Raw genomic sequence first — 21903 nt, 5'->3', positions numbered from 1 at the left:
GTGCCTTCGGGCCGCCTCAGGCGGCATCGAGCGTCTCGATGGTGAGATTGCCGTTGGTGTAGACGCAGATGTCGCCGGCGATCTTCATCGCCTTGCGGGCGATCGCCTCGGCGTCCAGGTCGGTGTCGACCAGCGCCCGGGCCGCGGCCAGCGCATAGTTGCCGCCCGAGCCGATGCCGGCAACGCCGCCCTCTGGCTCAAGTACATCGCCGATGCCGGTGACCACCAGTGTGGTGGAGGCATCCGCCACCAGCATCATCGCCTCGAGGCGGCGCAGATACTTGTCGGTCCGCCAGTCCTTGGCGAGCTCGACGCAGGCGCGCAAGAGCTGGTTGGGATACTGGTCGAGCTTGGCTTCGAGGCGCTCGAAAAGCGTGAAGGCATCGGCAGTCGCCCCGGCGAAGCCGGCGATCACGCCACTCTTGCCGAGCGGCCGGACCTTGCGGGCGTTGCTCTTCATGACGGTCTGGCCGACGGAGACTTGGCCATCGCCGGCGATGACGACCTTGCCGCCCTTGCGGACGCTCAGGATGGTGGTGCCATGCCAGGTGGTTGACGATTCACTCATGTTACGCGGTTATCCTCATGCAGCAGGCCGTGGCAGGCTTGGAAGAAGCCCTGCGACGGCCCCCGTTTTCGCGCGGCGGCAAGGCCTCGCGATGGGCCATATGTAGTCGCCAGCCGGCCCGGTGCAAATACGACGGACCGGAAAGTGGCAAACGCCGCGTTTCGCGGCCGGCAAGGTTCGAAAATCCGGCAGGCTTGCCGTGTCCGATGACGTCCGTATGGCAACTGGCGCCGGGCCCTGATAAAAGGCCCGCCAAACCGAGGGAAAGCGCCGATGCGCAAGGCGACGATCAAACGCAAGACCAGGGAAACCGAAATCGCGGTCTCCGTCATGCTTGACGGTTCGGGCAAGGCGGCGGTGGCGACCGGAATCGGGTTCCTCGACCACATGCTGGAGCAGCTTGGCCGGCACAGCCTGATCGACCTCGACATCAAGGCCAAGGGCGACCTTCACATCGACCAGCACCACACGACCGAGGATATCGGCATCGCGCTCGGCCAGGCCGTGCAGCAGGCGCTCGGCGACCGGGCCGGCATCACCCGCTATGCCGATGTGCACCTGCCGATGGACGAGACCCTGACCCGCTGCGCCATCGACGTCTCGGGACGGCCCTATCTCGTCTGGGACGTGCCGTTCACGCGCCCGAAGGTCGGCGATTTCGATACGGAGCTGTTCCACGAATTCTTCCAGGCCTTCGCCCTGAATGCCGGGATCACGCTGCACATCGCGACGCTCTATGGCGGCAACAACCACCACATCGCCGAGACCTGCTTCAAGGCGCTGGCGCGGGCGCTGCGCGTCGCCGTGGCCATCGACCCGCGGCAGGAGAACCGCATTCCCTCGACCAAAGGCAGCCTCGCCGGCTGAAGGAAGGCCATGGCGCTCTACACGATCCACGCCCCGGACATGGCCGACGGTGAGCCGGCTGACCCGGTCGACCTTGTGGCGATCAAGGACGGCTTCTGCTGGCCGGCCCTGTTCATCCCGCTGATCTGGACGGTCTGTCGCCGCCTGTGGCTGGTCGTCCTCCTGCTCGTCGTCGGGCTGATCGTGCTTGCCCTGCTCGCGCCGCTTGGCGGTCTGGCGGTGGGCGGTGCCTTCCTGCTGGGTCGCCTCTATTTCGCGCTGGAGGCCAATGGCCTCCGCCGCTGGACGCTTGAGAGCCGCGGCTACCGGCTGGTCGGCGTCGCCGAGGGCCGGTCGGTGGAGGAGGCCGAGCGGCGCTTCTTCGCCGCGTGGTCGCCCGCCGACATGAACGATCGAGCCGCTCCGGCCGATCCCGAGCCGCCGGCCCCGTCGCCACCGGCGACGCAGCTTCTGCCGTGGAAGCTCCCGGCCGGCGATTCGCAGGTCGTCGGGCTGTTTCCGACGCCCGGACTGTCGCGATGACCGTCGCCCTGATCGACTATGGCGCCGGCAACCTGCGCTCGGCCTCCAAGGCCTTCGAACGAATGATCGCCGAGACCGGCGTCGGCGGCACGGTGGAGGTCACCTCCGATCCGGAGACCGTCGCCCGCGCCGATCGCGTCGTGCTGCCCGGCGACGGCGCCTTTGCGGATTGCAAGCGCAACCTCGATGCCATCCCCGGCATGAGCGAGGCGATCGACGAGGCGATCCATCAGCGCGGCCGGCCGTTCCTTGGCATCTGCGTCGGCATGCAGCTCCTGGCGACCCGCGGCGTCGAACACGCGGTGACGCCGGGCCTCAACTGGATCCCCGGCGAGGTGCGGGCGGTCGAGCCGTCGGACCCGGCGCTGAAGGTGCCGCACATGGGCTGGAACACGCTGGGCGGTCGCGCCGCCCATCCATTGCTCGCCGACATCGTCCTCGGGCCGGAAGGCTGGCACGCCTATTTCCTGCATGGTTTCCACCTCGTCGCCGATGACGAGCAGGACGTGATCGCGATCGCCGAATACGGCGGCCCGGTGACGGCGATCGTCGCCCGCGACAACATCGCAGGCACGCAATTCCATCCGGAGAAGAGCCAGAAGCTCGGACTGGCGATGGTCGGCAATTTCCTCAAATGGAAGCCGTGACCGGGTGGGACAATTTCTTTCTCGGCCAGCTCGGCGCTTCGGCGGCGCTCGGCGGACTCCTGTTCGTCTCGATCTCGATCAATCTCGATCGCATTCTCGCCTTCCCGCATCTGCCGAACCGCGCCATGCTGGCGATCCTGCTGCTTCTCGGCGTGCTGGTCGTTTCGGCGCTGATGCTGGTCCCCGGCCTGCCGCTCGGCGTCGCCGGCGGGCTGACGTTGGCCATCGCCTTGCTGGTATTCGGGGTCGGTACCTACATAGAGGTCCGGGCGGCGCGGTCGCAGGAAGACGGCAAGCGGGTGGCTTTCGCGGTCAATGTCGTCCTGTTCGTAGCCGCCGTGGTGCCCTACGGCATCGGCGGCATCCTGCTGTTGCTCGGGGATACCGGCGGCGTCTACTGGATTGCCGCCGCCATCCTCTTCTCCATCATCAAGGCGGTGCTCGACGCGTGGGTCCTCCTCGTCGAAATCCACCGCTAGACGCATTGGCGACATTCGCATCATGATCCTCTATCCCGCCATCGATCTGAAAGACGGCCAGTGCGTGCGCCTTGAAAAGGGCGACATGGACAAGGCGACCGTTTTCGGCAGCGACCCGGCCGCGCAGGCGGCCGCCTTCGCCGCGCAGGGCTTCGAGCGGCTGCATGTCGTTGACCTCAACGGTGCCTTCGCCGGGCGGGCGGTCAACGGCGATGCGGTGTCCGCCATCCTCGGTGCGGTCGACATCCCGGTGCAGCTCGGCGGCGGCATTCGCGATCACGTGGCGATCGACGCCTGGCTCGACAAGGGCATCGCCCGCGTCATCCTCGGCACGATAGCCGTCCGCGATCCCGATCTTGTCAAGGCGGCTGCCCGGCGTCATCCGGGCAAGGTCGCCGTCGGCATCGACGCGCGGGGCGGCAAGGTCGCGGTGAGCGGCTGGGCCGAGGCGACGGAAATGGATGTCATCGACCTTGCCCGCGCCTTCGAGGATGCCGGCGTCGCCGCGATCATCTACACCGACATCGACCGCGACGGCGTGCTGGCCGGCCTCAACATCGCGTCGACCCTGAAGCTCGCAAGGTCTGTCTCAATCCCGGTCATCGCCTCCGGCGGCCTCGCCTCGATCGCCGATATCCGCCGCCTGCTTGAGCCGGATTGCGCCATCCTCGAAGGCGCAATCTCCGGCCGGGCCCTCTATGATGGCCGCCTCGACCCGGCGGAAGCGCTGGCGCTGATTGCCGCCGGTCAGCCATGAGGGGATTTCGCCATGCGCTTGCGGTGGATCGTGATGGCGGCCCTTCTTCCGGTCATCATCGGGATTGCCGTTGCTCCGATGATATCCGTCATGGTTGCCGGGTCGATCGCGAAGGCAAACGGCTGCGTGCTGCACGAAGGCTTCGTCAATCCATGCGTCGTCGACGGCAAGGATATGGGCGAGACACTTTATGCCATGGGCATGATGGGATGGCTTATGATTGCAACGATACCGGCCGGCATTATCGCGCTGATCGTCTGGCTGATCGTCGCGACAATCATGCTTGTTACCGGTCGCCGATCCGCGCCGCCCGCTGCGGGCGCATCCTGAGGAAGCGATGCTGAAGAACCGCATCATCCCCTGTCTCGACGTCAAGGATGGGCGTGTCGTCAAAGGCGTGCGCTTTGTCGATCTCACCGATGCCGGCGATCCGGTCGAGGCGGCGCGCGCCTATGACGCTGCCGGGGCCGACGAACTCTGCTTCCTCGACATAACGGCGAGTCACGAGAAGCGGGCCACCATCCTCGACGTCGTGGCGCGGACGGCGGAGGTCTGCTTCATCCCGGTGACGGTCGGTGGCGGCGTCCGGACGGTCGAGGACGTTCGCGCCCTGATGCTTGCCGGCGCCGACAAGGTCTCGATCAACACCGCGGCGGTGAAGGACCGCACCATCGTCGCGAAGGCGTCGGAGAAGTTCGGCGCACAGGCGATCGTCGTCGCCATCGATGCCAAGCAGGTCAGTCGCGATGGCGAGCCGGCGCGCTGGGAGATTTTCACTCATGGCGGCCGCACACCGACGGGCATCGACGCGGTCGACTATGCGATCGACGTGGCGCGGCTCGGCGCCGGGGAAATCCTGCTGACCTCGATGGACCGCGACGGCACCGGCGACGGCTTCGACCTGGCGCTGACCCGCACCGTCGCCGATGCGGTGCCCATTCCAGTGATCGCCTCGGGCGGCGTCGGCACGCTCGACCACCTTGTCGAGGGCGTCAACGAGGGCCATGCCTCGGCGGTGCTCGCCGCCTCGATCTTCCACTTCGGCACCTACTCGATCCACCAGGCAAAGGAACATATGGCCGCCTTCGGGGTTCCCGTGCGGCTGGATGGCTAGGACGATGACCGACTTCACCCTCGACGACCTCGCAGGAATCATCGCCACCCGCGCCCGCTCCGGCGATCCCGGTTCCTACACCGCCAAGCTGGTCGGAGCCGGCGTAGCCCGTTGTGCGCGCAAGTTCGGCGAGGAGGCGATCGAGGCGACCCTGGCGGCGGTCGGCGAGGACGATGAAGCGCTGACGGCGGAAGCCGCCGATGTGCTTTTCCATCTCCTGGTCATTCTCGAAGCGCGCGGCATTCCCCTGTCATCGGTCATGGCGGAACTCAAGCAGCGAACCGCCCAGTCGGGCCTCGCCGAAAAGGCAAGCCGCGGCGGCGCCGTGGACCCGGCCTGATGGACCAGCAGTCGCCACCCGTCTCACCCCATCGCGTCTTCACCCGCGACGAATGGGCGAGGCTGCGCGCCGATACGCCGCTGACCCTCGACGAGGGTGACGTCACCCGGCTGAAGAGCCTCAACGACCCGATCCTGCTCGACGAGGTCGTGCAGATCTACCTGCCGGTGTCGCGGCTCCTCAGCCTTTACGTCGCGGCAATCCAGAATCTCTACCAGGCGACGCGCACCTTCCTCGGCGACGAGGACGGGGTGATGCCCTTCATCATCGGCATCGCCGGCTCGGTCGCGGTCGGCAAGTCGACCACGGCGCGGCTGCTGCGCGCCCTGCTGCGTCGATGGCCGAACACGCCGAAGGTCGACCTGATGGCGACAGACGGCTTCCTGCTGCCCAACGCGGTCCTGAAGCGTGAAGGGTTGATGGAACGCAAGGGCTTTCCGGAGAGCTACGACCGGCCGGCCCTTCTCGCCTTCCTCAACGATATCAAGAGCGGCAAGCAGTCGGTCGCCGCCCCCTGCTATTCGCATCTCACCTACGACATCGTTCCCGGCGAGAGCGTCGTCATCGAGCGCCCTGACATCCTGATCATCGAGGGCCTCAACGTCCTCCAGACCTCGCGCCTGCCGAAGGATGGCAAGGCGGTGCCCTTCGTCTCGGATTTCTTCGACTTCTCGATCTACATCGACGCTGACGAGCCGGTCATACGGTCGTGGTATCTGGAACGTTTCCTCCAGCTTCGCCAGACCGCCTTCCGCGACCCGGACTCCTATTTCCACCGCTATGCGTCGATCAGCGAGGCGGAGGCGACCGCCTTTGCCGAAGGCCTGTGGGAGCGGATCAACCTGCAGAACCTGCACGAGAACATCCTGCCGACCCGGCCGAGGGCCGACCTGATCCTGCGCAAGGGCGCGAATCACCTGGTCGAGGAAGTCGCGCTGCGGCGGATCTGAGCGGCTGGCCGCCTCTCTGGTGCGGTGCTTGATTTCGCTCAAGGCCGCGTTCGCGTCCGGCTGTGAGAGTGACGACAACGTCACGAAGTCAGGAAACGACCATGGATCATCGTCACCGCAAGGTGCTGCACGCGCTGTTCGCCCACCCGGTCAGCGGCAACATCAATTTCACCAGCGTCCAGCACATGCTGACCGAGCTCGGAGCCGATATCGACAACCGCTCCGGCGCCCGCATCGGCGTAACGCTCAAGGGCCACACCGTGGTCTTCCATCATGCCCACAAGACCCTCCCCGTCGAGGAAGTCCTGCAGGTCAAGAAATTCCTCACGGATTCCGGGATCGATCCCGCCGACTATCCGGTTTGAGGTCGGCCGTCAGTAGCGCGTCGTCAGGTTGGTCAGCCAGTCGGGCGAGGCGTCGACCAGCGCCGTCTCGACCACCTTGTCATAGCCGGTGAGAATCATGGTGCCGACGACGACGAGGATTATGCCGAGGAAGACCCGAATGCCCCGCCCCGCCTTCGCCATCCTGTTTCGCATGCCGAGCAGCGCCTCGCGAGAGACGAGGCCGAGCAGCGCCAGGGGTGCCGCCGCGCCGATGCCGAAGACCAGCATCGTCGCCGCGACCTGGCCGAGATTCTCGCCTTGCGCCGCAAGCAGCGACGCCGCGCCGAGCGTCGGCCCGACGCAGGGCACCCAGACCGCGCCAAGCAGCAGCCCGAGCCCGAACTGACCGCCGAGCCCGCCGGTCGAGAAGCCGCCGAGCGTGTGCTCGGTCCAGTTGCTTACCGGCCCAGCAGCGACGGCCAGCCGGGTCTGCAGGACCGGCACCATCAGCACCGCGCCGATGACGATCATCACCACCGCGGCGATCGCGCGGAAGAAGCCTTCGTCCAGCCCGATCGAAAAGCCAATCGTCGCGATGAACAATCCGATGACCGTGAAGGAGATCGTCAGGCCGCCGGCAAGCGCCGCCGGTCCCCAGCGATGCTCCGATGACGCGCCGCCGAGGATGATCGGCAGCAGCGGCAGCACGCAAGGCGACAGGATCGAAAGAACCCCGGCGATGAAGGAAAGGCCGAGCGTCGTCAGCATCGCGGAGCTCAGACGCCCTTGGCGAGCAGCGTCTCGATGGAATCCATGCGCGTATCGCCGACGATGCGCCCGGCCTCCGCGCCGCCCTTGAAGACGATTAGCGTCGACCGCTGCTGCGCGCCGAATTCGCGCATGATGTCCTTCTGGGTGTCGTAGTCGACCACGAAGATCGTGTAGCCCGCGTATTCCGGCTCCTTGACCAGCTTGGCGACGGCTGCGCCCTGCGCCTTGCAGGTCGAGCACCAGCTCGCCGAGATGTCGATGAGCACTGGTCCGCCGGCAGCAAGCGCGCTGTCGAAGGCAGCGCGATCGAATGCACCGGCCTCCGCTGCCCCGCTGATGGATGCAAATCCGGTCACGCCAAGCATGCCGGCAGCAGCACCGGCGGCGGCAAGCGACAGGAAATTGCGGCGGTTGATCATCGTGGTCATATCCCCTCCAGACGAAAGACTGATCTGGCCGGGAGCCTAGAGCCTCGGGGAGAGGCGTGTGATCACGAAGGCTATGGCGACGATCAAGATTCCGTGCGGATTTTGTCGGGGCGATAGGGATGCTTTCCCCCGCGATAGTCCTCAACCGACACGGCCTCTGGCGTCGTTTCGACGTAGGACGGGCCGACCGGCGCCTTTCCGTGGCCGCCGGGGATGTCGAGCACATAGGTCGGCTGGCAGAGGCCGGAGACCCGACCGCGCAGCGCTCGCATCAGGTTCTGGCCGGCGGCCAGCGATGTGCGGAAATGGCCGGTTCCCGGGGCCAGGTCGCCGTGGTGGAGGTAGTAGGGTTTAACCCGGTTCTCGACAAAGGTCCGCATCAGTTGCCCGAGGGTTTCAGCGTCGTCGTTGATGCCGGCGAGCAGCACCGTCTGGCTGACCAGCGGGATGCCGGCATCGGCGAGGCGGGCGATGGCGGCGCGGGCCGCCGGGGTGAACTCGCGGGGGTGATTCGCGTGGATCGCCACCCACCCGGTGACGCCCGGCGCCGCCAGCGATGCGACCAGAGCGTCCGTCACCCGTTCCGGCGCGACCATCGGGACACGGGTGTGGAAGCGCACGACCTTCACATGGTCGATGTCCGCAAGGGCCTGAACCAGCTCGGAAATCCGCCGCGGCGAGGCGACCAGCGGGTCGCCGCCGGAGGCAATGACCTCCCAGATATCCGGATGGGATCGGATGTAATCGAGAGCGTTTTCAAGGGCTTGTGGTGTCAGATGCGGCGCCTGCGGTCCGACCATCTCGCGGCGGAAGCAGAACCGGCAGTAGACCGCGCAGACATGGACGAATTTCAGCAGCACCCGGTCCGGGTAACGATGGATAAGCCCTTCTGAAACCTCGTGAATCTTGTCACCGATCGGATCGCCGGTCTCGTCCGGCGTGGTCCGCAGCTCGGCCGGGTCCGGAACGTATTGCCGGGCGATCGGATCAGCGTCGTCCGCCGGGTCGATGAGGCCGACAATTTCCGGTGTGATTGCAACGGCATAGCGGGCAGCGACATCCTCCAGCGCCGGTAGTTTCTCCGCCGAAACCAGCCCGGATTCCACCAGTTCGGCGGGGTAGCGGAGAGTGCGCGGGGCGTTCACCGATCGGCTCCTGTATCTACCGGATTCCATTGCACAAATTCGATTCCCGGGGCGCCGGTGGCGAGCATTGCCAAGCGGTCGAGGCCGAGGGCGACGCCGGAGGCCGGTGGCATTGCGGAAAGGGCGGCGATGAAATCCGCGTCGATCGGGTAACGTTCTGAATAGACGCGGCTTTTCACGTCCATTTCGAATCCGAAACGACGCTCCTGCTCGGCCGCGTCGGTCAGTTCGCCGAAGCCGTTGGCAAGCTCGACGCCGCACAGATACACCTCGAAACGCTCGGCGAAACGGGGGTCGGACGGCTGCGGGCGGGCGAGGGCGGCCTCCGAGACGGGGTAGGAATGGAGCACGGACGGCTGTCCCAGGCCGAGACGCGGCTCGACCCTCTCGACCAGCACCCGGCTGAAGATATCCGACCACGAATCGTCCGTCGCAATCCGGACACCTTGGGACGTCGCTGCGACGGCCAGCCCGTCCCGGTCGCCGAGGGTGGCGGCGAGGTCGATGCCGGCGAAGCGGTCGAAGGCCTCGACCACCGACACGCGCTCGGCCGCGGCGAAGGGATCGGCGGCGCGGTCCTTCCAGACGAAGCCGGTGCTGCCGGCGGCGCGGCCGGCCTCGGCGATCAGCGCCAGCGTGTCGTCGATGACCGCTTCCCACGGCGCGCCGGCGCGGTACCACTCCAGCATGGTGAATTCCGGCGCATGCAGGGCGCCGCGCTCGCGATTGCGGAAGACGCGGGCAAAGGCGACGATCTTCTCCTCGCCGGCGGCGAGCAGCTTCTTGCAGGCGAATTCCGGCGAGGTGTGCAGGTAGCGCGGCTGGCGGTCGCCCCCGGGGCCGATCAGTTCGGTGGCGAAGGCATGGAGATGCGCCTCGTTGCCGGGCGACACCTGGAGGGCGGCGGGCTCGACCTCGACGAAGTCCCGCGCCGCGAACCAGCGCCGCAAGGCAGCGGTGATCCGGTTGCGCCCGAGGAGGAACGGGCGGCGGTCCTGGTGGCGGTCTTTCGACCAGATCGGCGATGGCGAAGGCATGCGGTGAAGCCGGCTCAAGGGGACAAAGCGCGGAAAGCGCTGGCAGTCGGCGGCAAACTCGCTAAATTGCGCGCCAATTGGAAGGGCCCCCGGCCCTGCCCGTCCAGAATCGAGGGAAATCCGTCTTGAAAGTCATCGCCAGCCAGATCCGCAAGGGCAACGTCGTCGAGGTCGACAACCAGCTCTATGTCGTGCTCACCGCCGACAATTTTCATCCCGGCAAGGGAACGCCGACCACCCAGATCGACATGCGGCGGATCTCCGACGGCACCAAGGTGTCGCAGCGCTACAAGACCACCGAGCAGCTCGAGCGCGCCTTCATCGAGGACCAGGACTACCAGTATCTGTTCGAGGACAGCGAGGGCTACACCTTCATGCATGGCGAGACCTTCGAGCAGGTCATCGTGCCGAAGGGCGTCGTCGGCGAGCAGGCGGTCTACCTGCAGGAGAACATGACGGTGCGGCTGTCGATGTATGACGGCGTGCCGGTGGCGATCGAACTGCCGCAGCGGGTGACGCTGGAAATCGCCGAGACCGAGCCGGCGATGAAGGGCCAGACCGCGACCTCCTCCTTCAAGCCGGCGATCCTGTCGAATGGCGCCCGCACCAACGTCCCGCCGCACATCGCGCCGGGAACCCGCGTGGTGATCCTGACGGCTGACGGCAGCTATGTGGAGCGGGCGAAGGACTAGGTCCGCCTCTTCGATGACCATTGCCATCCACCACAACCCCGACTGCGGCACGTCGCGGAACGTGCTGGAGATCATCCGGGCATCCGGCATCGAGCCGGTGGTGATCGAATACTGCAAGACCGGGTGGACGCGGCCGCAACTTATCGGCCTCTTCGCCGCCGCCGACCTGACGCCGCGAACCGCGCTCCGCACCACCCGGTCGCCGGCCGCCGATCTCGGCCTGCTCGACGAGGGCGTCGACGACGAGGCGCTGCTGGCAGCGATGCTCGAGCATCCGGTGCTGGTCAACCGGCCGATCGTCTGCGCGCCAAAGGGCGTTCGCCTCTGTCGCCCTTCGGAGATGGTGCTCGACCTCCTCGACCGCTGGCCGAGCGGGCCGGTCTACAAGGAGGATGGCGGCGTGATCCTTGACGAGAACGGGAAGCGGCCTGGGTCTGCCTGAGGCGCGCCGGCGGCTCGGGCAACGGCTCGTGCCCGCGGCGCCTCATCCTTTGCGCAACTTATAATTGCATTTATTTCCTTTTGACGGATAGGATGTCCTGATTCTTTCAGTGAGGTTGATCGACTAGAGTCAGGAGATACTCAATGGCCAAATACATCCTGAACCAGAACCAGCAGGACTCCGCCAGTGGCGCGAACAATGAGCTGCACGACGAAACACCCGGCGCATGCAATCGGCTGCCGCTCTCAAGCAACAGGCTTGACGTCGGATATTTTTCGAATTGCGGGGAAGCGATGGCCGAAGCGCGCAGAAAGTACCCGAGCTTAAGTTCTAGGCTTGATGGCTGCTACTACTGCTGTCCGACCTGCCACAGCGAATAGCGCCATAAACTTGAACGGTCGGGAAATCAGTTGCGCGTGATCGCCCTTGCGAACGAGCGCCCCTCCCACCATCGCGTTCCACGATGGTCCCCCCTCCCCGTTTCACGGGGCGGGAACGCGGTGGCGCGTCTGCGCAGGATTGCATCGGCTGAGTTGGGGTAGCGGGGCTGGCGGATTGATCCTCCCCCGTTCACGGGGGAGGGGGACCATGCGAAGCATGGTGGAGGGGGCGCGCTGTTTTTTTACGCGGCGCGGCAGCAGAAAGTCTGGGTCCCCGCTTGCGCGGGGACGAGCGGTTGGGGAGGAATGGGGTGGCCCGGCCTGACGTGACCGGGCTGTTGCGGTGATAGGGAAAGGTTGTCGTGTCCGACACTGTTGAATTCCTTGTCCGCGCGGTCCTGATCGGGGCGGGGGCTACCATCGTCATGGATGTCTGGGCGGTGGTCCTGAAGCGGGGTTTTGGGGTGCCGGCGCCGGACTTCGCGCTGGTTGGCCGGTGGATCGGCCACATGCCCAGCGGCCGTTTTGTCCATGACAGCATCCGGCGCGCGCCGCCCGTGCGGAGCGAGGCGGCGATCGGCTGGGGGGCGCATTACCTCATCGGTGTTCTCTTCGCGGCGCTGCTCCTGGCCATCATGGGCCTCGACTGGGCGCGGCATCCGACGCTCGCGCCGGCGCTGATCGTCGGGGTGGCGACCGTCGCGGCGCCTTTCCTCGTCATGCAGCCGGGCATGGGCGCCGGCATCGCTTCGTCGAAGACGCCGAATCCGACCGCCGCCCGCCTGCGCAGCCTCGCAACCCATGCGGTCTTCGGGATCGGTCTGTATGTCTCGGCGGTTGTGGTGGCGTGGGCGATGGCATAGCCTGACGACGGGGACGATGAGAGGCCCCCCGACCGGCAACCCCTGGGAGGACAAGATGCGCGGCACCGTCATGGCAGGTTTTGTGACCGTCACGGTCATTGCGTTCGCGGGCAGCGCCGCGGCCGAATGTCCGGCGCTGCCGGTGGATACGCTGCTGCCGACGGCGATCGGCGACCTGACGCTGCGCACCGAACCGCCAGGCGGCAAGACGGTCAGCCCGAGTGTCGGTACGCCCTCGGTCCTGACGCTCAACGGCTTCGCGATCGTCGTCGAGCAGACGGCGGACGTCACCGGTCTCGAGGTGACGTTCCGGACCGGGAGCGTCGGCCCGGTCGAGGTCACCGAGAAGGACGCGACGGGCGCGGTGCTGCGCACGTCCGTGCTGCCGACCGGCAGCCCGCCACCGGACGAGATCACCTATTATCCGCATACCGCCGGCGTGGCCGAGGTCTGGTTCAGGAGCCAGAACAACGAAGGCGCGCTGATCCGCGTGTGTGCGATCGACCGGGGCCAGTAGGTCGGCGGATCGCCCCTCCCACCATCGCTTCGCGATGGTCCCCTCCCCGATCAAGTCGGGGACAGGCTCTCCCCGCAAGCGGGGCGGGATCGCGGTGGCGACGTCGGCACTCAGGGTCGAACCGCCGGATTGGGGCAAGCAGGGCCGGCGGATCGCGATCCTCCCCTGCGTAGCGGGGGAGGGGGACCGCCCGAAGGGTGGTGGAGGGGGCGCTTCGCCTTGGCGGGAGCAAGTCGGGAATGACGGGTCGCGTCACGGTAAGAAGCCTGGATCCCCGCTTGCGCGGGGATGAGCGATGGGGCGGCCTGCGCGTCGGTGCGCCGGGGGCCGGGTGATGTCTCACATGCGCGAGACGCGGTCGCCTGCGGCGACCCGCATCTTGCGGTCGGCCCAGCGCTTGAGGTCGGCGACCGTGAAGGCTTCGAGGAACGGGTTCGCCGTGACGATCATGTCGCGCGTCGTCCGGCCGGTCGAATCCGCCGCCGCCATGGTACCGGCGGCGTCGGCGGTTTCCGGCGCCTGCAGCACCGCCGCCGCGCCGCCCCCGCCGGCGAAATGCGACAGGTACAACGTGCCCGGCGTCACCGGCAGGCAGCGCCGCACCAGCATGGCGGCATTCTGCTCGGCGAACCGCGCGACCATTTCGCGCGACAGGTCCGGATTGCGCCTCAGGTCGAGGATCTGCGTGTCGCTGCCCCCGGCGAGGTCGGGCCGGTAGGCGCGGATCATGTCGAGCCAGGTGCCGTCGAGGAACTGCCCGCTGCCCGTCGCGCTCGACCGCGCGTTGGTGGCGTTGGCGTCGCCGCCCGACTCGGCGGTGACGATCCGCCGGGCGACGACGTCGGCGGCCAGCCGGCCCGCTTCATCGACGCCGGCCGGGGGAACGCGGCAGACGTCGGGCCCGGTGGCGAAATGCCAGCCGACCGTCGCCACCATGACGGAGACGATCGTCGCGACGACCACACCGTAGCGGCCGTTCCTGCGCGGGGCCGGTTCGGGCATGTCGTCGAGGGAAGGCGGCCTGACCACGGGAATGCCGGGTGGCGCCTCGGCGCCGGGAGGCCCGGCGTCGTCGATGGCGAACTCGGCAATCGAGTCCTGGCTGACCCAGCCGTCGGGGCCATCGTCGATCTCGTCGCGGGTGATGGACAGGAGGTAGACGTCGACGGCGCGCTGCACATAGAGCGTGCCATGCGGCGCGATGCCGGGCTCCGCTTGCGATGACCCGGTCGAAGGATCCGGTGGCCGCGCCAGCAGGTGCTCGAGCAGAAGCCTCGCATCGACCGGTCCGATCCGGTTCAGGCTGGCAAGATCCTCCTCGCGCACGGTCCGATCCCATGTGGCAGCCCACCGGCCGACACGATCGCCAAACATGATGAATTCCGGGTTAACGGCGCATTCCTGCCGATGGGTCGGGACCGGGGAACCAAACGGTGCCGTGCGGGTTAACCGATGGCGGCGTGCCGTTTCGCGGATCGCGTCCGCTCGCCTGGCCCCCCGGGCTCGGCCCGCCCGAAGGAGCGACGATGACTATCCAGGCCATGCTACGAACCATCCTCGCCATCCTGGCAATCGTCGCCTTCACCCCCGCCACGTCGGCCGAGGAGGTCGGTGAGGTCGGTGTCGACTGGCTCGGCAACGACCTGATCATCGAGGCGGTCGACGACCCGAAGGTGACGGGCGTGACCTGCCACATCGCCTATTTCGAGCGCGGGCTGATCGACCGGCTGCAGAAGGGCAACTGGTTCGAGGATCCCTCGAATTCCGCCATCGACTGCCGCCAGACCGCGCCGATCACGCTCGGCGAGATCGAGCGCGACGAGGGCGGCGAGGAGATCTACACCAACCGCCGCTCGCTGATCTGGAAGAAGCTCGTCATCACCCGGGTCTATGACCAGAAGCGCAACACGCTGATCTACCTGGCGCATTCGCGGCAGGTCCAGGACGGTTCGGCGAAGATCTCGATCTCGACGGTGCCGCTGAACCCGTTGTCGGCCGGGCAATAGGCGGCTTGGCTGGTCGGGTCGCGACGATTGTCCCGCCCCCGAACGGGCCCCACTGGTTTCGCGCCTCGCCTCGCGGAATTGACAGGCGGGCTTCGCGATCGCATGTGACACCCTCGGTCGAGGGTGGAGACGACGATGAGTAGCGAAAGCCGGTTCTGGGACAGGATTGCCGGCAGGTATGCGCGGCGGCCGGTGGCCGACGAGGCGTCCTACCAGAAGAAGCTGGCGCTGACCCGCGACTACCTGCACCCCGATATGGAGGTGCTGGAATTCGGTTGCGGCACGGGCTCGACGGCCATCGTCCATGCGCCGCATGTGAAGCATATCCAGGCGATCGACATTTCCGCCGCCATGCTGGCCATTGCCCGCCGCAAGACGGAAGCGGCCGGGATCGCCAACATCACCTTCCAGCAGGCCGGGATCGAGACGTTCCGCGCGCCGGATGCGAGCTACGACGCGGTGCTTGGGCTGAGCATCCTGCACCTGCTGGCGGACAGGGACGCGGCGATCGCCAAGGTCCACCGGCTGCTGAAGCCCGGCGGCGTGTTCGTCTCCAGCACCACCTGCCTCGGCGAGACGATGAAGCTCCTCAAGTATATCGGGCCGATCGGCCGGCTGCTCGGGCTGATGCCGCGGGTCGCGGTCTTCACGCCGGACGAATTGCGGGCCAGCATCACCGGCGCCGGCTTCGCCATCGAGCACGACTGGCAGCCGGGCCGCGGCAAGGCGGTATTCATCGTCGCGCGGAAGGCGGGATAGCGGGCCTGCCGCCAGTTAACCGAGGGTCTCGCCGAGCCAGGCGAGGGCGTCGTCCTGCATTTCCTGGTCGAAGCGGTGCGGGCCATCGTAGAAGCGGGCGCGATAGGCCCCGGCGGCATCGGCCCGGTCGTAATAGAGCCGTATCCGCGCATCCGCGGCGCGTATCCCGGCCTCGGTGAACATCTGGTCGCCAAGCGCCGACTGGATCAGCAAAGGCCGGGGAGCCGGGCAGGCGGCGATGTCGGGATAGTCGCCATGGCGGCTCCACCCGGCGGGAAACAGCATCCAGGTATGCGGGATGACGTGGCGCGACAGCAGCGGCTCGTAGGTCGAGATCATGCCGGCGACCACCCGCGCGCCTAGCCGGTCGGACGTGGCGCCGAGCAGGGCCGAGCGCAGGCCGCCGCCGGAAAAGCCGATGGACGCCAGCCGGTCCGCATCGACGTCGTCGCGCGAGGCAAGGTACTCCAGCGCGAGGCGATCCTCATGGGCGGTGATCGCCGCGAGGCTGGTGCCGAGCAGGTCGCAATATTTGGCCACGATGTGTTCGTGCAGGTAGGCGGCGCCATGATAGCGCAGGACCTCCGGATCGATGGCGCCGTGGCCGAGGGTGGCGCCGACGGTGTCGGCGAGCCGCCGGTCGAGCTCCGGCATCGCCTCGAGCGGGAACTTGCGGCTGCCGAACAGGAAGGTGTCGTGGACCAGCACGGCGTAGCCGGCGCGGGCATAGTCGTTGGCGAAGGCGCGGCCGCTGTAGTAGCCGTCGCGGAACGGGCCGACCGGGGCGACCGGGCCGTCGGGACCGTCGGCGATCTTCTCCTTGCCATAGAATTTGTAGTGACCGTGGTCGCAAAGGGCGACGATGCCCGGCAGCCGGCCGGTGGCGCCGGCGGGCTTGAGGAAGAACGCCCGGGTCTGGGGGCCGTAGCCGACAGACCAGGAGATCTCCTCCCCGTCGACGCCGTCTTTCGACCAGCGCGAGACGGTGGCGACATCCTGCGGTTCGTCGCTGCCGCCGGTGAAGTGCAGGGCCTCGCGCACGGTGGTGGGCGTGACGAAGGCTTCGGGAAACAGCGGGCCGGAAGCGCGGGCAGCGTCGACGAGGTCGGCATAGACGTCGAGATCGGCATAGGTGGGCATTGCGTCTCCAATCGCATCATCGCCGGGTCGGCGCTGCCGGACCCTAGCCGCCCGGCCGCGAAGGGCCAAGGCCGGGCCGGTCGACGGCCAGGAAGCCGATCGGCTGGCGGGTCACGCCGTCGAGGGCGAGGTCGGCGAGCACTTCGCCGAGCACCGGCGCGAACTTGTAGCCATGGCCGGACAGGCCGGCGGCGAAGGCGATATTCGGGTGGTGCGGATGGCGGTCGACGATGAACTGCTCGTCCGGGGTCATGGTGTAGTAGCAGACGTCGTGGCGGACCGGTGCGTCGGTGACGCCCGGCAGGTGGTCGTGGATGAAGCCGGCGACGCGGGCCCTGTCGTCGGGGTCGGGCGAGCGGTCGTCGGTCAGCGGGTCGACATGATCGACGCCGCGCGAATGCTCGGCGACCTTGACGCCGGTGCCGTCGATTTCGGGGAAACCGTAGAAGAAACCTGCGGCCGTCTCGTAGAAGAAGCAGGGGCAGCCGGTGTCGGCGTCGTAGCGGGGATCGCCGCAGGCATACCAGTGGAGGTGCTTGCGCCGCACGGTCAGCGGGATGGCGAGGTCGGCGAGGAGGCCCGCCGCCCAGGCGCCGGCGGTGATGACCAGCTTGCCGGCGGTGTAGCGGGTGGATTCGGTATCCACGACGACGCCGTCGCCCTCCGCTCGCCAGCCGGTGACGGGATCGCCGGTGACCAGCGTCGCGCCTGCGTTTTCGGCCATCCTGAGGTGGGCAAGCACGGAGCGCTCGACATGGAGAAAGCCGGCGTCCTGCTCGAAGACGCCGACAATGTCGTCCCCAAGCCTGAAGGGAAAGCGTGCGCCGAGATCGGCCGGCGCGATGTCCTCCAGCGGCAGTCCGTGCAGCGCGGCGGCTTCGCGGATACCGCGGATCATCCGGCTTCCGGCGGCCCGGCCTCGAACAGGCCGACGCGGCGGAAGAGGGTCTCGGCGGTCTCCGCCTCGGCCTCGGCCCACAGGTCGTAGGCCCGCTTGAGCAGCGGCACGTAGTCGGCATGCTCGAAATAGGCCTTGCGGATGATGCGGGTCTCGCCATGGGAACTGCCCCGGGCGTGGCCGCCGGGAAAGCGATCGAGGCCGAGGACCCGGGCGCCGCGCCGGGCGAGGTGGAAGGCGGCGGCGCTGCCGATGCCGCCGGTGCCGATCACGATGACGTCGAAGGCGGGCATGGCGCGCGTGTCCCGGGGTTCAGCTTGCGTTATTCAATATCGTGCATTGTGGCTCGGGAACAGGCGTCGCGGGTGGCGCCGATGGGTGAACCTGCCTTCCGCAATCGGCGGGAACGTGGCAGGTTTCCGCGAAGCGCAGGGTCGGGCGACGCCCGCCGGAAGAGGAGTTGAAGTCAATGTCGATATCGCTGGAAGCCGCAGCCGAGGTCATGCGCCAGGCGATGCGCGACACCGTCCGGCGGCATTCGCTGTGGTACCTGATCCAGGGCGGGCTGATGATCCTCGGCGGCGTGCTGGCGCTGCTCTATCCGGTGATCTCGTCGGTGGCTGTGGTGGCGCTGCTCGGCTGGGTGCTCATCATCAGCGGCGTGGTCCAGGGCATCTCGATCATCGGCGCCCGATCGGTCCCGCATTTCTGGCTGCAACTCGTCTCGGTGGTCCTGTCGATCATCGTCGGCATCCTTTTCCTGTCGAACCCGAGCGACGGGTTGCTGACGCTGACCTTCCTGCTGATCGTCTTCTTCATGGTCGAGGGGATGTCGAAGATCATCTTCGCGCTGACCATCCGGCCCTTCCCGAACTGGGGCTGGGTGCTGGGCTCGGGCGTTGTCGGCATCCTGATTTCGGTCTTCCTGCTCGCCAACATGGACGGCGCGGCCGTCTGGCTGCTCGGCGTGTTGCTCGGCATCCAGCTCATCGCCGAGGGGGCCGCGCTCGGCTACCTCGCCTGGCAGGTGCGCCAGCAGGGCAAGCCGCCGCATGCGCCGAAAGCGCCTGTCGCGGCGCCTCCCCCGCCGCCGGCAGCGCCGTCGGCCGGCGCAAGCCCGGACGCCTGAGATGCCGCACCTCAACGGGTTGCTCCGGCTCTGCGGCGCCGGACTGATGGCGGTCGCGCTCCTTGGCGCGCCGCTGGCGCTCGCTGCCGACGCGACGTTGATGGGGCGGACGGTGACTTTGCGGGTCCTGACCTATGACGATCCCGACGCTCCGCTCTTCGAAGGGCGGAGCTACGCCACGCAGGTCGGCGACGGTACCGAGTTCGGGCTGAAGACCGAAGGCGTGCAGAACGACATCGACGTGGTGCCGATCCGCGTCGACATCGGCCCGTCGCGGATCGAATTCAGCTACGAGACGGCGGTGCCCGGCGAACTGGCCACCGCGAAGTTCAATGGCTACGTGCTCGACTTCGGCGGCGACTGCAACCTGTTCTGGTCGGCGCGCGTCGATCGCGACTATTCCGATTTTCCGGTGACCGAGAAGCGGGTCTTCTTCGAAAAGGGGACGCTCTATGTCGACGTCTCCGGCCTGACCTACGACCGCCAGAGCCGATTCGCCATCGACCTTGAACTATCGGGGTGCGGCGCGTCCTGAGCAGACCATGCAACCGGAGCTTCTCCTTGTTTGAAGCACCACCACGTCCCTATAGTCATTCGGCAACTGCGAGAGGAACACTCTTCGCGAGGCAGGAATGAGCGACGAGGCATCAGGGGCAGGCCGGCCGTCGGAACGGGCATTCCTCGCCGATGGCGGCGAGATGGGTGCGCTGACCCGGGCCCATGACTGGGAGTCGACGCCGCTCGGACCTCCGGAAGAATGGCCGCAAAGCCTGCGCACCACGCTGCGGGTTTTGCTCAATACCCGCCATCCGATGTTCATCTGGTGGGGACCGGATCTCATCCAGTTCTACAACGACGCCTACCGAGAGACGATGGGGCCGGAGCGCCATCCGAGTGCGCTCGGCCAGCCGGGACGCGACTGCTGGGAGGAAATCTGGGACATCATCGGCCCGCAGATCGAATACGTGATGGCCGGCAAGGGCGCGACCTGGCACGAGGACCAACTCGTGCCGGTCACCCGCCACGGCAGTCGCGAGGATGTCTGGTGGACCTATGGGTTCAGCCCGATCGACGACGAGGACGGCCATGTTGGCGGCGTGCTGGTGGTCTGCAACGACGTAACCGAGCGGATTCTCGCCGACCAGCGGCGGGAATTGCTGGCCCGCGAACTCAGCCACCGGGTCAAGAACACGCTGGCGACCGTGCAGGCCATCGCCAGCCAGACGCTTCAGGGCGACATCGGCATCGAGGAGGCGCGAACCGCCTTTACCGCGCGGCTGATGGCGCTGTCTCGGGTGCAGGACATCCTCACCGGCGAACCGGGCGCCGGCGCGCCGCTGTCGAAGGTGGTGGCCAACGCGCTTGAGCATCAGGGGCTGGATCGTTTCGCTACCAACGGTCCCCGGGTGCGGCTGCTGCCGACCGCGGTGACCGCCATGGCGATGGCCCTGCACGAATTGTCGACCAACGCCGCAAAGTACGGCGCCTTGTCGACTCCCGACGGGCGCGTCTCGGTCGAATGGGAAATCCGGCGACCGGACGATGGCGAAGCGACATTCGTCCTGCGCTGGATTGAAACCGGTGGGCCGCCCGTCACGCCGCCGAAGCGACGCGGCTTCGGATCGCGGCTGATCGAACGCGGCATCGCCATGGAACTCGAAGGCGAGGCGACGATCACCTATGCGCCCGACGGCGTTACCTGCGTCGTCGAAGCGCCGCTCAGCGGCCTGACCGGATAGACCAGCGCGACTCCAAGCGACGATCAGGGTTTCTTCGCATCGCCGACGAGCTTGACCTCGCGTTGCGGGAACGGGATCTCGATGCCATGCGCCTTGAGTGCGGTCCAGATCATCAGGAGCAGGTCGCCACCGACGCGATTGTCGCCGTCGTCGATACCCTCCATCCAGAACTCGACAAGAATGTTGATGCCGGAATCGCCGAAGCTCTCGATTTCGGCGTCGGCGCGCTCGGCGATCGGCAGGTCGTCGCCGGACAGCACCTTGGGATGGCTGTCCACCACCTCGCGGACGATCTCGAACATTGCCTCGAGGTCGGTGTCGTAGGCGACCTGGAAATGGAGCGGATAGCGCTGCTTGGTGTTGTTGTGGGTCCAGTTGACGAAGGCGGTGGTGATGAACTGCTCGTTCGGCACCATGATGTCCTTGCCGTCGAAGGTCTCCAGCGTGGCGGAGCGCAAGGTCAATTCGCGCAGGATGCCGGTGCGGCCATCCTCCAGCTCGATGTAGTCGCCGATCGTGATGCTGCGATCGAGCAGGATGATGATGCCGGAGATGAAGTTCGATGCGATCTGCTGCAGGCCGAAGCCGAGGCCGACGCCGAGCGCGCCGCCGAACACCGCCAGCGCCGTCAGGTTGATGCCCATGACGTTGATCAGGAGCAGGAAGATCAGGACGTAGATCGAGATCTCGAACAGCTTGGCAATGACCTCGCGGGTGCCGACATCGAGCATCTTCTGGGTGCGGATCACCCGCTTGCCGGTGGCGTTGGAGGCGCGACCGGCCCAGAACAGGACGACGGCGAAGACCAGTGTACGGATCACCGCGTAGAGCGAGACCTGGATGTTGCCGACCTCGACCGAGATGCTGTTGAGGTAGGCGATCAGGTCGTCGAGCAGGCCGGCGCTGTAGAGCAGCGCCAGCGGGATGCCGACCCATTTCAGCAGTTGCGCGATGGTGTCGTTTTTGACGAAGTGGCTGGCGACGTTGAAGATCAGGACGATCAGAGATGCGCCATGGGCCAACCGCACCAGCCATGACTGGCCGACCATGTCCTCGCTGACCGGGACGGCGAGACTGAGCAGGATCGGCGCCAGCACCGGGAGCAGGAGGCCGCGGGCGCGGTGAATGGCGACGCGAAGCTCGTAGACCGCGCCGGGGCGCGGCGCGGCGCGGAAGATCGCGACGCGATTGGCGAGCAGACGGGCGATCAGCCAGGCCAGCCCGACGGCGGCAATGACGATGGCAATCTCGGCGTAGAATTCCGGGCTGCCGAGATAGATCAGCGTCTTTTGCCAGAGCGCCTCGATCCGGTTGCCGAAGGCTTCCATCGATCGCCTATTCCCGCCGCGTGTTGTCCGCCGCCGGCTCCAGGCCGGCGACGGCAACG

At 67.1% G+C, this 21903-nt stretch carries 30 protein-coding genes; 20 read left to right on the top strand and 10 right to left on the bottom strand.

The features are described from left to right. Positions 1–16: 16 nt before the first annotated feature. Positions 17–568: an ATP-dependent protease subunit HslV gene (hslV, locus tag BLT60_RS08020; protein ID WP_090875907.1), complete on the bottom strand. Its 552-nt coding sequence runs from the start codon at positions 566–568 to the stop codon at positions 17–19. A gap of 273 nt (positions 569–841) precedes the next feature. Between hslV and hisB the strand changes: the two genes are divergently transcribed. The 10 genes from hisB (at position 842) to BLT60_RS07970 (ending at position 6609) form a co-directional block, all read left to right on the top strand. Next, the gene (hisB, locus tag BLT60_RS08015; RefSeq protein ID WP_090875906.1) at positions 842–1435 is read left to right on the top strand and encodes an imidazoleglycerol-phosphate dehydratase HisB; all 594 of its coding nucleotides are present in this window, start codon (positions 842–844) and stop codon (positions 1433–1435) included. 9 nt (positions 1436–1444) lie between these two features. Further along, the gene (locus BLT60_RS08010; RefSeq protein ID WP_090875905.1) at positions 1445–1957 is read left to right on the top strand and encodes a DUF2628 domain-containing protein; all 513 of its coding nucleotides are present in this window, start codon (positions 1445–1447) and stop codon (positions 1955–1957) included. Next, the gene (hisH, locus tag BLT60_RS08005; RefSeq protein ID WP_090875904.1) at positions 1954–2604 is read left to right on the top strand and encodes an imidazole glycerol phosphate synthase subunit HisH; all 651 of its coding nucleotides are present in this window, start codon (positions 1954–1956) and stop codon (positions 2602–2604) included. Before BLT60_RS08010 ends, hisH begins: the two co-directional genes overlap by 4 nt. After that, on the top strand, positions 2592–3083 hold the full coding sequence (locus BLT60_RS08000; RefSeq protein ID WP_090875903.1) for a hypothetical protein: 492 nt from the start codon (positions 2592–2594) through the stop codon (positions 3081–3083). The genes hisH and BLT60_RS08000 overlap by 13 nt, the downstream gene beginning before the upstream one ends. Positions 3084–3105: 22 nt before the next feature. After that, complete coding sequence (gene hisA / locus BLT60_RS07995) at positions 3106–3840, top strand: 1-(5-phosphoribosyl)-5-[(5-phosphoribosylamino)methylideneamino]imidazole-4-carboxamide isomerase (RefSeq protein WP_090875902.1); 735 nt, start codon at positions 3106–3108, stop codon at positions 3838–3840. Positions 3841–3873: 33 nt separating this feature from the next. Beyond that, positions 3874–4170 carry a hypothetical protein gene (locus tag BLT60_RS07990; protein WP_175478341.1) on the top strand — a complete coding sequence of 99 codons (297 nt, stop codon included), beginning with the start codon at positions 3874–3876 and terminating at the stop codon, positions 4168–4170. A gap of 7 nt (positions 4171–4177) precedes the next feature. Then, a complete protein-coding gene (gene hisF, locus BLT60_RS07985; protein WP_090875901.1) occupies positions 4178–4954 on the top strand; it encodes an imidazole glycerol phosphate synthase subunit HisF in 777 nt (258 codons plus the stop codon). 4 nt (positions 4955–4958) lie between these two features. Next, the gene (locus BLT60_RS07980) at positions 4959–5294 is read left to right on the top strand and encodes a phosphoribosyl-ATP diphosphatase (RefSeq protein ID WP_090875900.1); all 336 of its coding nucleotides are present in this window, start codon (positions 4959–4961) and stop codon (positions 5292–5294) included. After that, on the top strand, positions 5294–6244 hold the full coding sequence (gene coaA, locus BLT60_RS07975; RefSeq protein WP_090875899.1) for a type I pantothenate kinase: 951 nt from the start codon (positions 5294–5296) through the stop codon (positions 6242–6244). The genes BLT60_RS07980 and coaA overlap by 1 nt, the downstream gene beginning before the upstream one ends. Positions 6245–6345: 101 nt before the next feature. Then, the gene (locus BLT60_RS07970; RefSeq protein ID WP_090875898.1) at positions 6346–6609 is read left to right on the top strand and encodes a hypothetical protein; all 264 of its coding nucleotides are present in this window, start codon (positions 6346–6348) and stop codon (positions 6607–6609) included. A gap of 9 nt (positions 6610–6618) precedes the next feature. On the opposite strand, the gene BLT60_RS07965 is transcribed toward BLT60_RS07970, so the two are convergent. From BLT60_RS07965 to epmA, 4 genes are all read right to left on the bottom strand, one after another. Beyond that, entirely contained in the window at positions 6619–7338 is a 720-nt protein-coding gene (locus BLT60_RS07965) for a cytochrome c biogenesis CcdA family protein (RefSeq protein WP_090875897.1), read from the bottom strand. An 8-nt stretch (positions 7339–7346) separates the two neighbouring features. Further along, positions 7347–7769, bottom strand: a complete 423-nt coding sequence (locus BLT60_RS07960) for a thioredoxin family protein (RefSeq protein WP_139167781.1) — start codon at positions 7767–7769, stop codon at positions 7347–7349. 83 nt (positions 7770–7852) lie between these two features. Next, a complete protein-coding gene (locus BLT60_RS07955; RefSeq protein WP_425284980.1) occupies positions 7853–8914 on the bottom strand; it encodes a lysine-2,3-aminomutase-like protein in 1062 nt (353 codons plus the stop codon). Next, positions 8911–9951: an EF-P lysine aminoacylase EpmA gene (gene epmA, locus BLT60_RS07950; protein WP_090875895.1), complete on the bottom strand. Its 1041-nt coding sequence runs from the start codon at positions 9949–9951 to the stop codon at positions 8911–8913. Before epmA ends, BLT60_RS07955 begins: the two co-directional genes overlap by 4 nt. Positions 9952–10076: 125 nt before the next feature. Between epmA and efp the strand changes: the two genes are divergently transcribed. The 5 genes from efp (at position 10077) to BLT60_RS07925 (ending at position 12845) form a co-directional block, all read left to right on the top strand. After that, positions 10077–10643 carry an elongation factor P gene (efp, locus tag BLT60_RS07945; RefSeq protein WP_090875894.1) on the top strand — a complete coding sequence of 189 codons (567 nt, stop codon included), beginning with the start codon at positions 10077–10079 and terminating at the stop codon, positions 10641–10643. 13 nt (positions 10644–10656) lie between these two features. Continuing rightward, a complete protein-coding gene (locus BLT60_RS07940) occupies positions 10657–11085 on the top strand; it encodes an arsenate reductase family protein (RefSeq protein ID WP_090875893.1) in 429 nt (142 codons plus the stop codon). Between the two features lie 143 nt (positions 11086–11228). Then, positions 11229–11465 carry a hypothetical protein gene (locus tag BLT60_RS07935; protein WP_090875892.1) on the top strand — a complete coding sequence of 79 codons (237 nt, stop codon included), beginning with the start codon at positions 11229–11231 and terminating at the stop codon, positions 11463–11465. Positions 11466–11827: 362 nt separating this feature from the next. After that, positions 11828–12328, top strand: coding sequence for a DUF2938 domain-containing protein (locus BLT60_RS07930; RefSeq protein ID WP_090875891.1), 501 nt, complete (start codon positions 11828–11830; stop codon positions 12326–12328). 16 nt (positions 12329–12344) lie between these two features. Beyond that, complete coding sequence (locus BLT60_RS07925; protein WP_090875890.1) at positions 12345–12845, top strand: hypothetical protein; 501 nt, start codon at positions 12345–12347, stop codon at positions 12843–12845. 339 nt (positions 12846–13184) lie between these two features. On the opposite strand, the gene BLT60_RS07920 is transcribed toward BLT60_RS07925, so the two are convergent. Next, positions 13185–14219 (bottom strand): lysozyme family protein, encoded by a 1035-nt coding sequence (locus BLT60_RS07920; protein ID WP_090875889.1) that lies wholly within the window; start codon positions 14217–14219, stop codon positions 13185–13187. Positions 14220–14371: 152 nt separating this feature from the next. Here BLT60_RS07920 and BLT60_RS07915 point away from each other — a divergent pair, with 152 nt between their 5' ends. After that, positions 14372–14851: a CreA family protein gene (locus BLT60_RS07915; protein ID WP_425284979.1), complete on the top strand. Its 480-nt coding sequence runs from the start codon at positions 14372–14374 to the stop codon at positions 14849–14851. Positions 14852–14986: 135 nt separating this feature from the next. Continuing rightward, complete coding sequence (locus BLT60_RS07910; protein WP_090875887.1) at positions 14987–15610, top strand: class I SAM-dependent methyltransferase; 624 nt, start codon at positions 14987–14989, stop codon at positions 15608–15610. 15 nt (positions 15611–15625) lie between these two features. Here the strand turns inward: BLT60_RS07910 and BLT60_RS07905 are convergent, their stop codons facing one another. The 3 genes from BLT60_RS07905 to BLT60_RS24925 are packed head-to-tail and all read right to left on the bottom strand — an operon-like array spanning position 15626 to position 17941. Next, the gene (locus BLT60_RS07905) at positions 15626–16750 is read right to left on the bottom strand and encodes a dienelactone hydrolase family protein (protein ID WP_090875886.1); all 1125 of its coding nucleotides are present in this window, start codon (positions 16748–16750) and stop codon (positions 15626–15628) included. Positions 16751–16793: 43 nt separating this feature from the next. Then, on the bottom strand, positions 16794–17648 hold the full coding sequence (solA, locus tag BLT60_RS07900; RefSeq protein ID WP_090875885.1) for an N-methyl-L-tryptophan oxidase: 855 nt from the start codon (positions 17646–17648) through the stop codon (positions 16794–16796). Continuing rightward, positions 17645–17941, bottom strand: a complete 297-nt coding sequence (locus tag BLT60_RS24925; RefSeq protein WP_090875884.1) for an FAD-dependent oxidoreductase — start codon at positions 17939–17941, stop codon at positions 17645–17647. Before BLT60_RS24925 ends, solA begins: the two co-directional genes overlap by 4 nt. 176 nt (positions 17942–18117) lie before the next feature. Here BLT60_RS24925 and BLT60_RS07890 point away from each other — a divergent pair, with 176 nt between their 5' ends. The 3 genes from BLT60_RS07890 to BLT60_RS07880 all read left to right on the top strand — a co-directional run bounded on the left by BLT60_RS07890 (position 18118) and on the right by BLT60_RS07880 (position 20516). After that, the gene (locus tag BLT60_RS07890; protein WP_090875883.1) at positions 18118–18777 is read left to right on the top strand and encodes an HdeD family acid-resistance protein; all 660 of its coding nucleotides are present in this window, start codon (positions 18118–18120) and stop codon (positions 18775–18777) included. Between the two features lies 1 nt (position 18778). Continuing rightward, complete coding sequence (locus tag BLT60_RS07885; RefSeq protein WP_090875882.1) at positions 18779–19312, top strand: hypothetical protein; 534 nt, start codon at positions 18779–18781, stop codon at positions 19310–19312. 97 nt (positions 19313–19409) lie between these two features. Beyond that, entirely contained in the window at positions 19410–20516 is a 1107-nt protein-coding gene (locus BLT60_RS07880) for a sensor histidine kinase (RefSeq protein WP_090875881.1), read from the top strand. Positions 20517–20539: 23 nt separating this feature from the next. Here the strand turns inward: BLT60_RS07880 and BLT60_RS07875 are convergent, their stop codons facing one another. Beyond that, positions 20540–21844: a mechanosensitive ion channel family protein gene (locus BLT60_RS07875; RefSeq protein WP_090875880.1), complete on the bottom strand. Its 1305-nt coding sequence runs from the start codon at positions 21842–21844 to the stop codon at positions 20540–20542. Between the last annotated feature and the right edge of the window lie 59 nt (positions 21845–21903).

The organism is Bauldia litoralis (assembly GCF_900104485.1).
Classification (GTDB): domain Bacteria; phylum Pseudomonadota; class Alphaproteobacteria; order Rhizobiales; family Kaistiaceae; genus Bauldia; species Bauldia litoralis.
This window is presented reverse-complemented; position numbering and strand designations above follow the sequence as displayed.

Bases quoted from the DNA above. Each gene is read 5' to 3' on its own strand.
- hslV (WP_090875907.1), bottom strand. From the start codon at position 568: ATGAGTGAATCGTCAACCACCTGGCATGGCACCACCATCCTGAGCGTC.
- hisB (WP_090875906.1), top strand. From the start codon at position 842: ATGCGCAAGGCGACGATCAAACGCAAGACCAGGGAAACCGAAATCGCG.
- BLT60_RS08010 (WP_090875905.1), top strand. From the start codon at position 1,445: ATGGCGCTCTACACGATCCACGCCCCGGACATGGCCGACGGTGAGCCG.
- hisH (WP_090875904.1), top strand. From the start codon at position 1,954: ATGACCGTCGCCCTGATCGACTATGGCGCCGGCAACCTGCGCTCGGCC.
- BLT60_RS08000 (WP_090875903.1), top strand. From the start codon at position 2,592: ATGGAAGCCGTGACCGGGTGGGACAATTTCTTTCTCGGCCAGCTCGGC.
- hisA (WP_090875902.1), top strand. From the start codon at position 3,106: ATGATCCTCTATCCCGCCATCGATCTGAAAGACGGCCAGTGCGTGCGC.
- BLT60_RS07990 (WP_175478341.1), top strand. From the start codon at position 3,874: ATGGCGGCCCTTCTTCCGGTCATCATCGGGATTGCCGTTGCTCCGATG.
- hisF (WP_090875901.1), top strand. From the start codon at position 4,178: ATGCTGAAGAACCGCATCATCCCCTGTCTCGACGTCAAGGATGGGCGT.
- BLT60_RS07980 (WP_090875900.1), top strand. From the start codon at position 4,959: ATGACCGACTTCACCCTCGACGACCTCGCAGGAATCATCGCCACCCGC.
- coaA (WP_090875899.1), top strand. From the start codon at position 5,294: ATGGACCAGCAGTCGCCACCCGTCTCACCCCATCGCGTCTTCACCCGC.
- BLT60_RS07970 (WP_090875898.1), top strand. From the start codon at position 6,346: ATGGATCATCGTCACCGCAAGGTGCTGCACGCGCTGTTCGCCCACCCG.
- BLT60_RS07965 (WP_090875897.1), bottom strand. From the start codon at position 7,338: ATGCTGACGACGCTCGGCCTTTCCTTCATCGCCGGGGTTCTTTCGATC.
- BLT60_RS07960 (WP_139167781.1), bottom strand. From the start codon at position 7,769: ATGACCACGATGATCAACCGCCGCAATTTCCTGTCGCTTGCCGCCGCC.
- epmA (WP_090875895.1), bottom strand. From the start codon at position 9,951: ATGCCTTCGCCATCGCCGATCTGGTCGAAAGACCGCCACCAGGACCGC.
- BLT60_RS07940 (WP_090875893.1), top strand. From the start codon at position 10,657: ATGACCATTGCCATCCACCACAACCCCGACTGCGGCACGTCGCGGAAC.
- BLT60_RS07935 (WP_090875892.1), top strand. From the start codon at position 11,229: ATGGCCAAATACATCCTGAACCAGAACCAGCAGGACTCCGCCAGTGGC.
- BLT60_RS07925 (WP_090875890.1), top strand. From the start codon at position 12,345: ATGAGAGGCCCCCCGACCGGCAACCCCTGGGAGGACAAGATGCGCGGC.
- BLT60_RS07920 (WP_090875889.1), bottom strand. From the start codon at position 14,219: ATGTTTGGCGATCGTGTCGGCCGGTGGGCTGCCACATGGGATCGGACC.
- BLT60_RS07915 (WP_425284979.1), top strand. From the start codon at position 14,372: ATGACTATCCAGGCCATGCTACGAACCATCCTCGCCATCCTGGCAATC.
- BLT60_RS07910 (WP_090875887.1), top strand. From the start codon at position 14,987: ATGAGTAGCGAAAGCCGGTTCTGGGACAGGATTGCCGGCAGGTATGCG.
- BLT60_RS07905 (WP_090875886.1), bottom strand. From the start codon at position 16,750: ATGCCCACCTATGCCGATCTCGACGTCTATGCCGACCTCGTCGACGCT.
- solA (WP_090875885.1), bottom strand. From the start codon at position 17,648: ATGATCCGCGGTATCCGCGAAGCCGCCGCGCTGCACGGACTGCCGCTG.
- BLT60_RS24925 (WP_090875884.1), bottom strand. From the start codon at position 17,941: ATGCCCGCCTTCGACGTCATCGTGATCGGCACCGGCGGCATCGGCAGC.
- BLT60_RS07890 (WP_090875883.1), top strand. From the start codon at position 18,118: ATGTCGATATCGCTGGAAGCCGCAGCCGAGGTCATGCGCCAGGCGATG.
- BLT60_RS07885 (WP_090875882.1), top strand. From the start codon at position 18,779: ATGCCGCACCTCAACGGGTTGCTCCGGCTCTGCGGCGCCGGACTGATG.
- BLT60_RS07880 (WP_090875881.1), top strand. From the start codon at position 19,410: ATGAGCGACGAGGCATCAGGGGCAGGCCGGCCGTCGGAACGGGCATTC.
- BLT60_RS07875 (WP_090875880.1), bottom strand. From the start codon at position 21,844: ATGGAAGCCTTCGGCAACCGGATCGAGGCGCTCTGGCAAAAGACGCTG.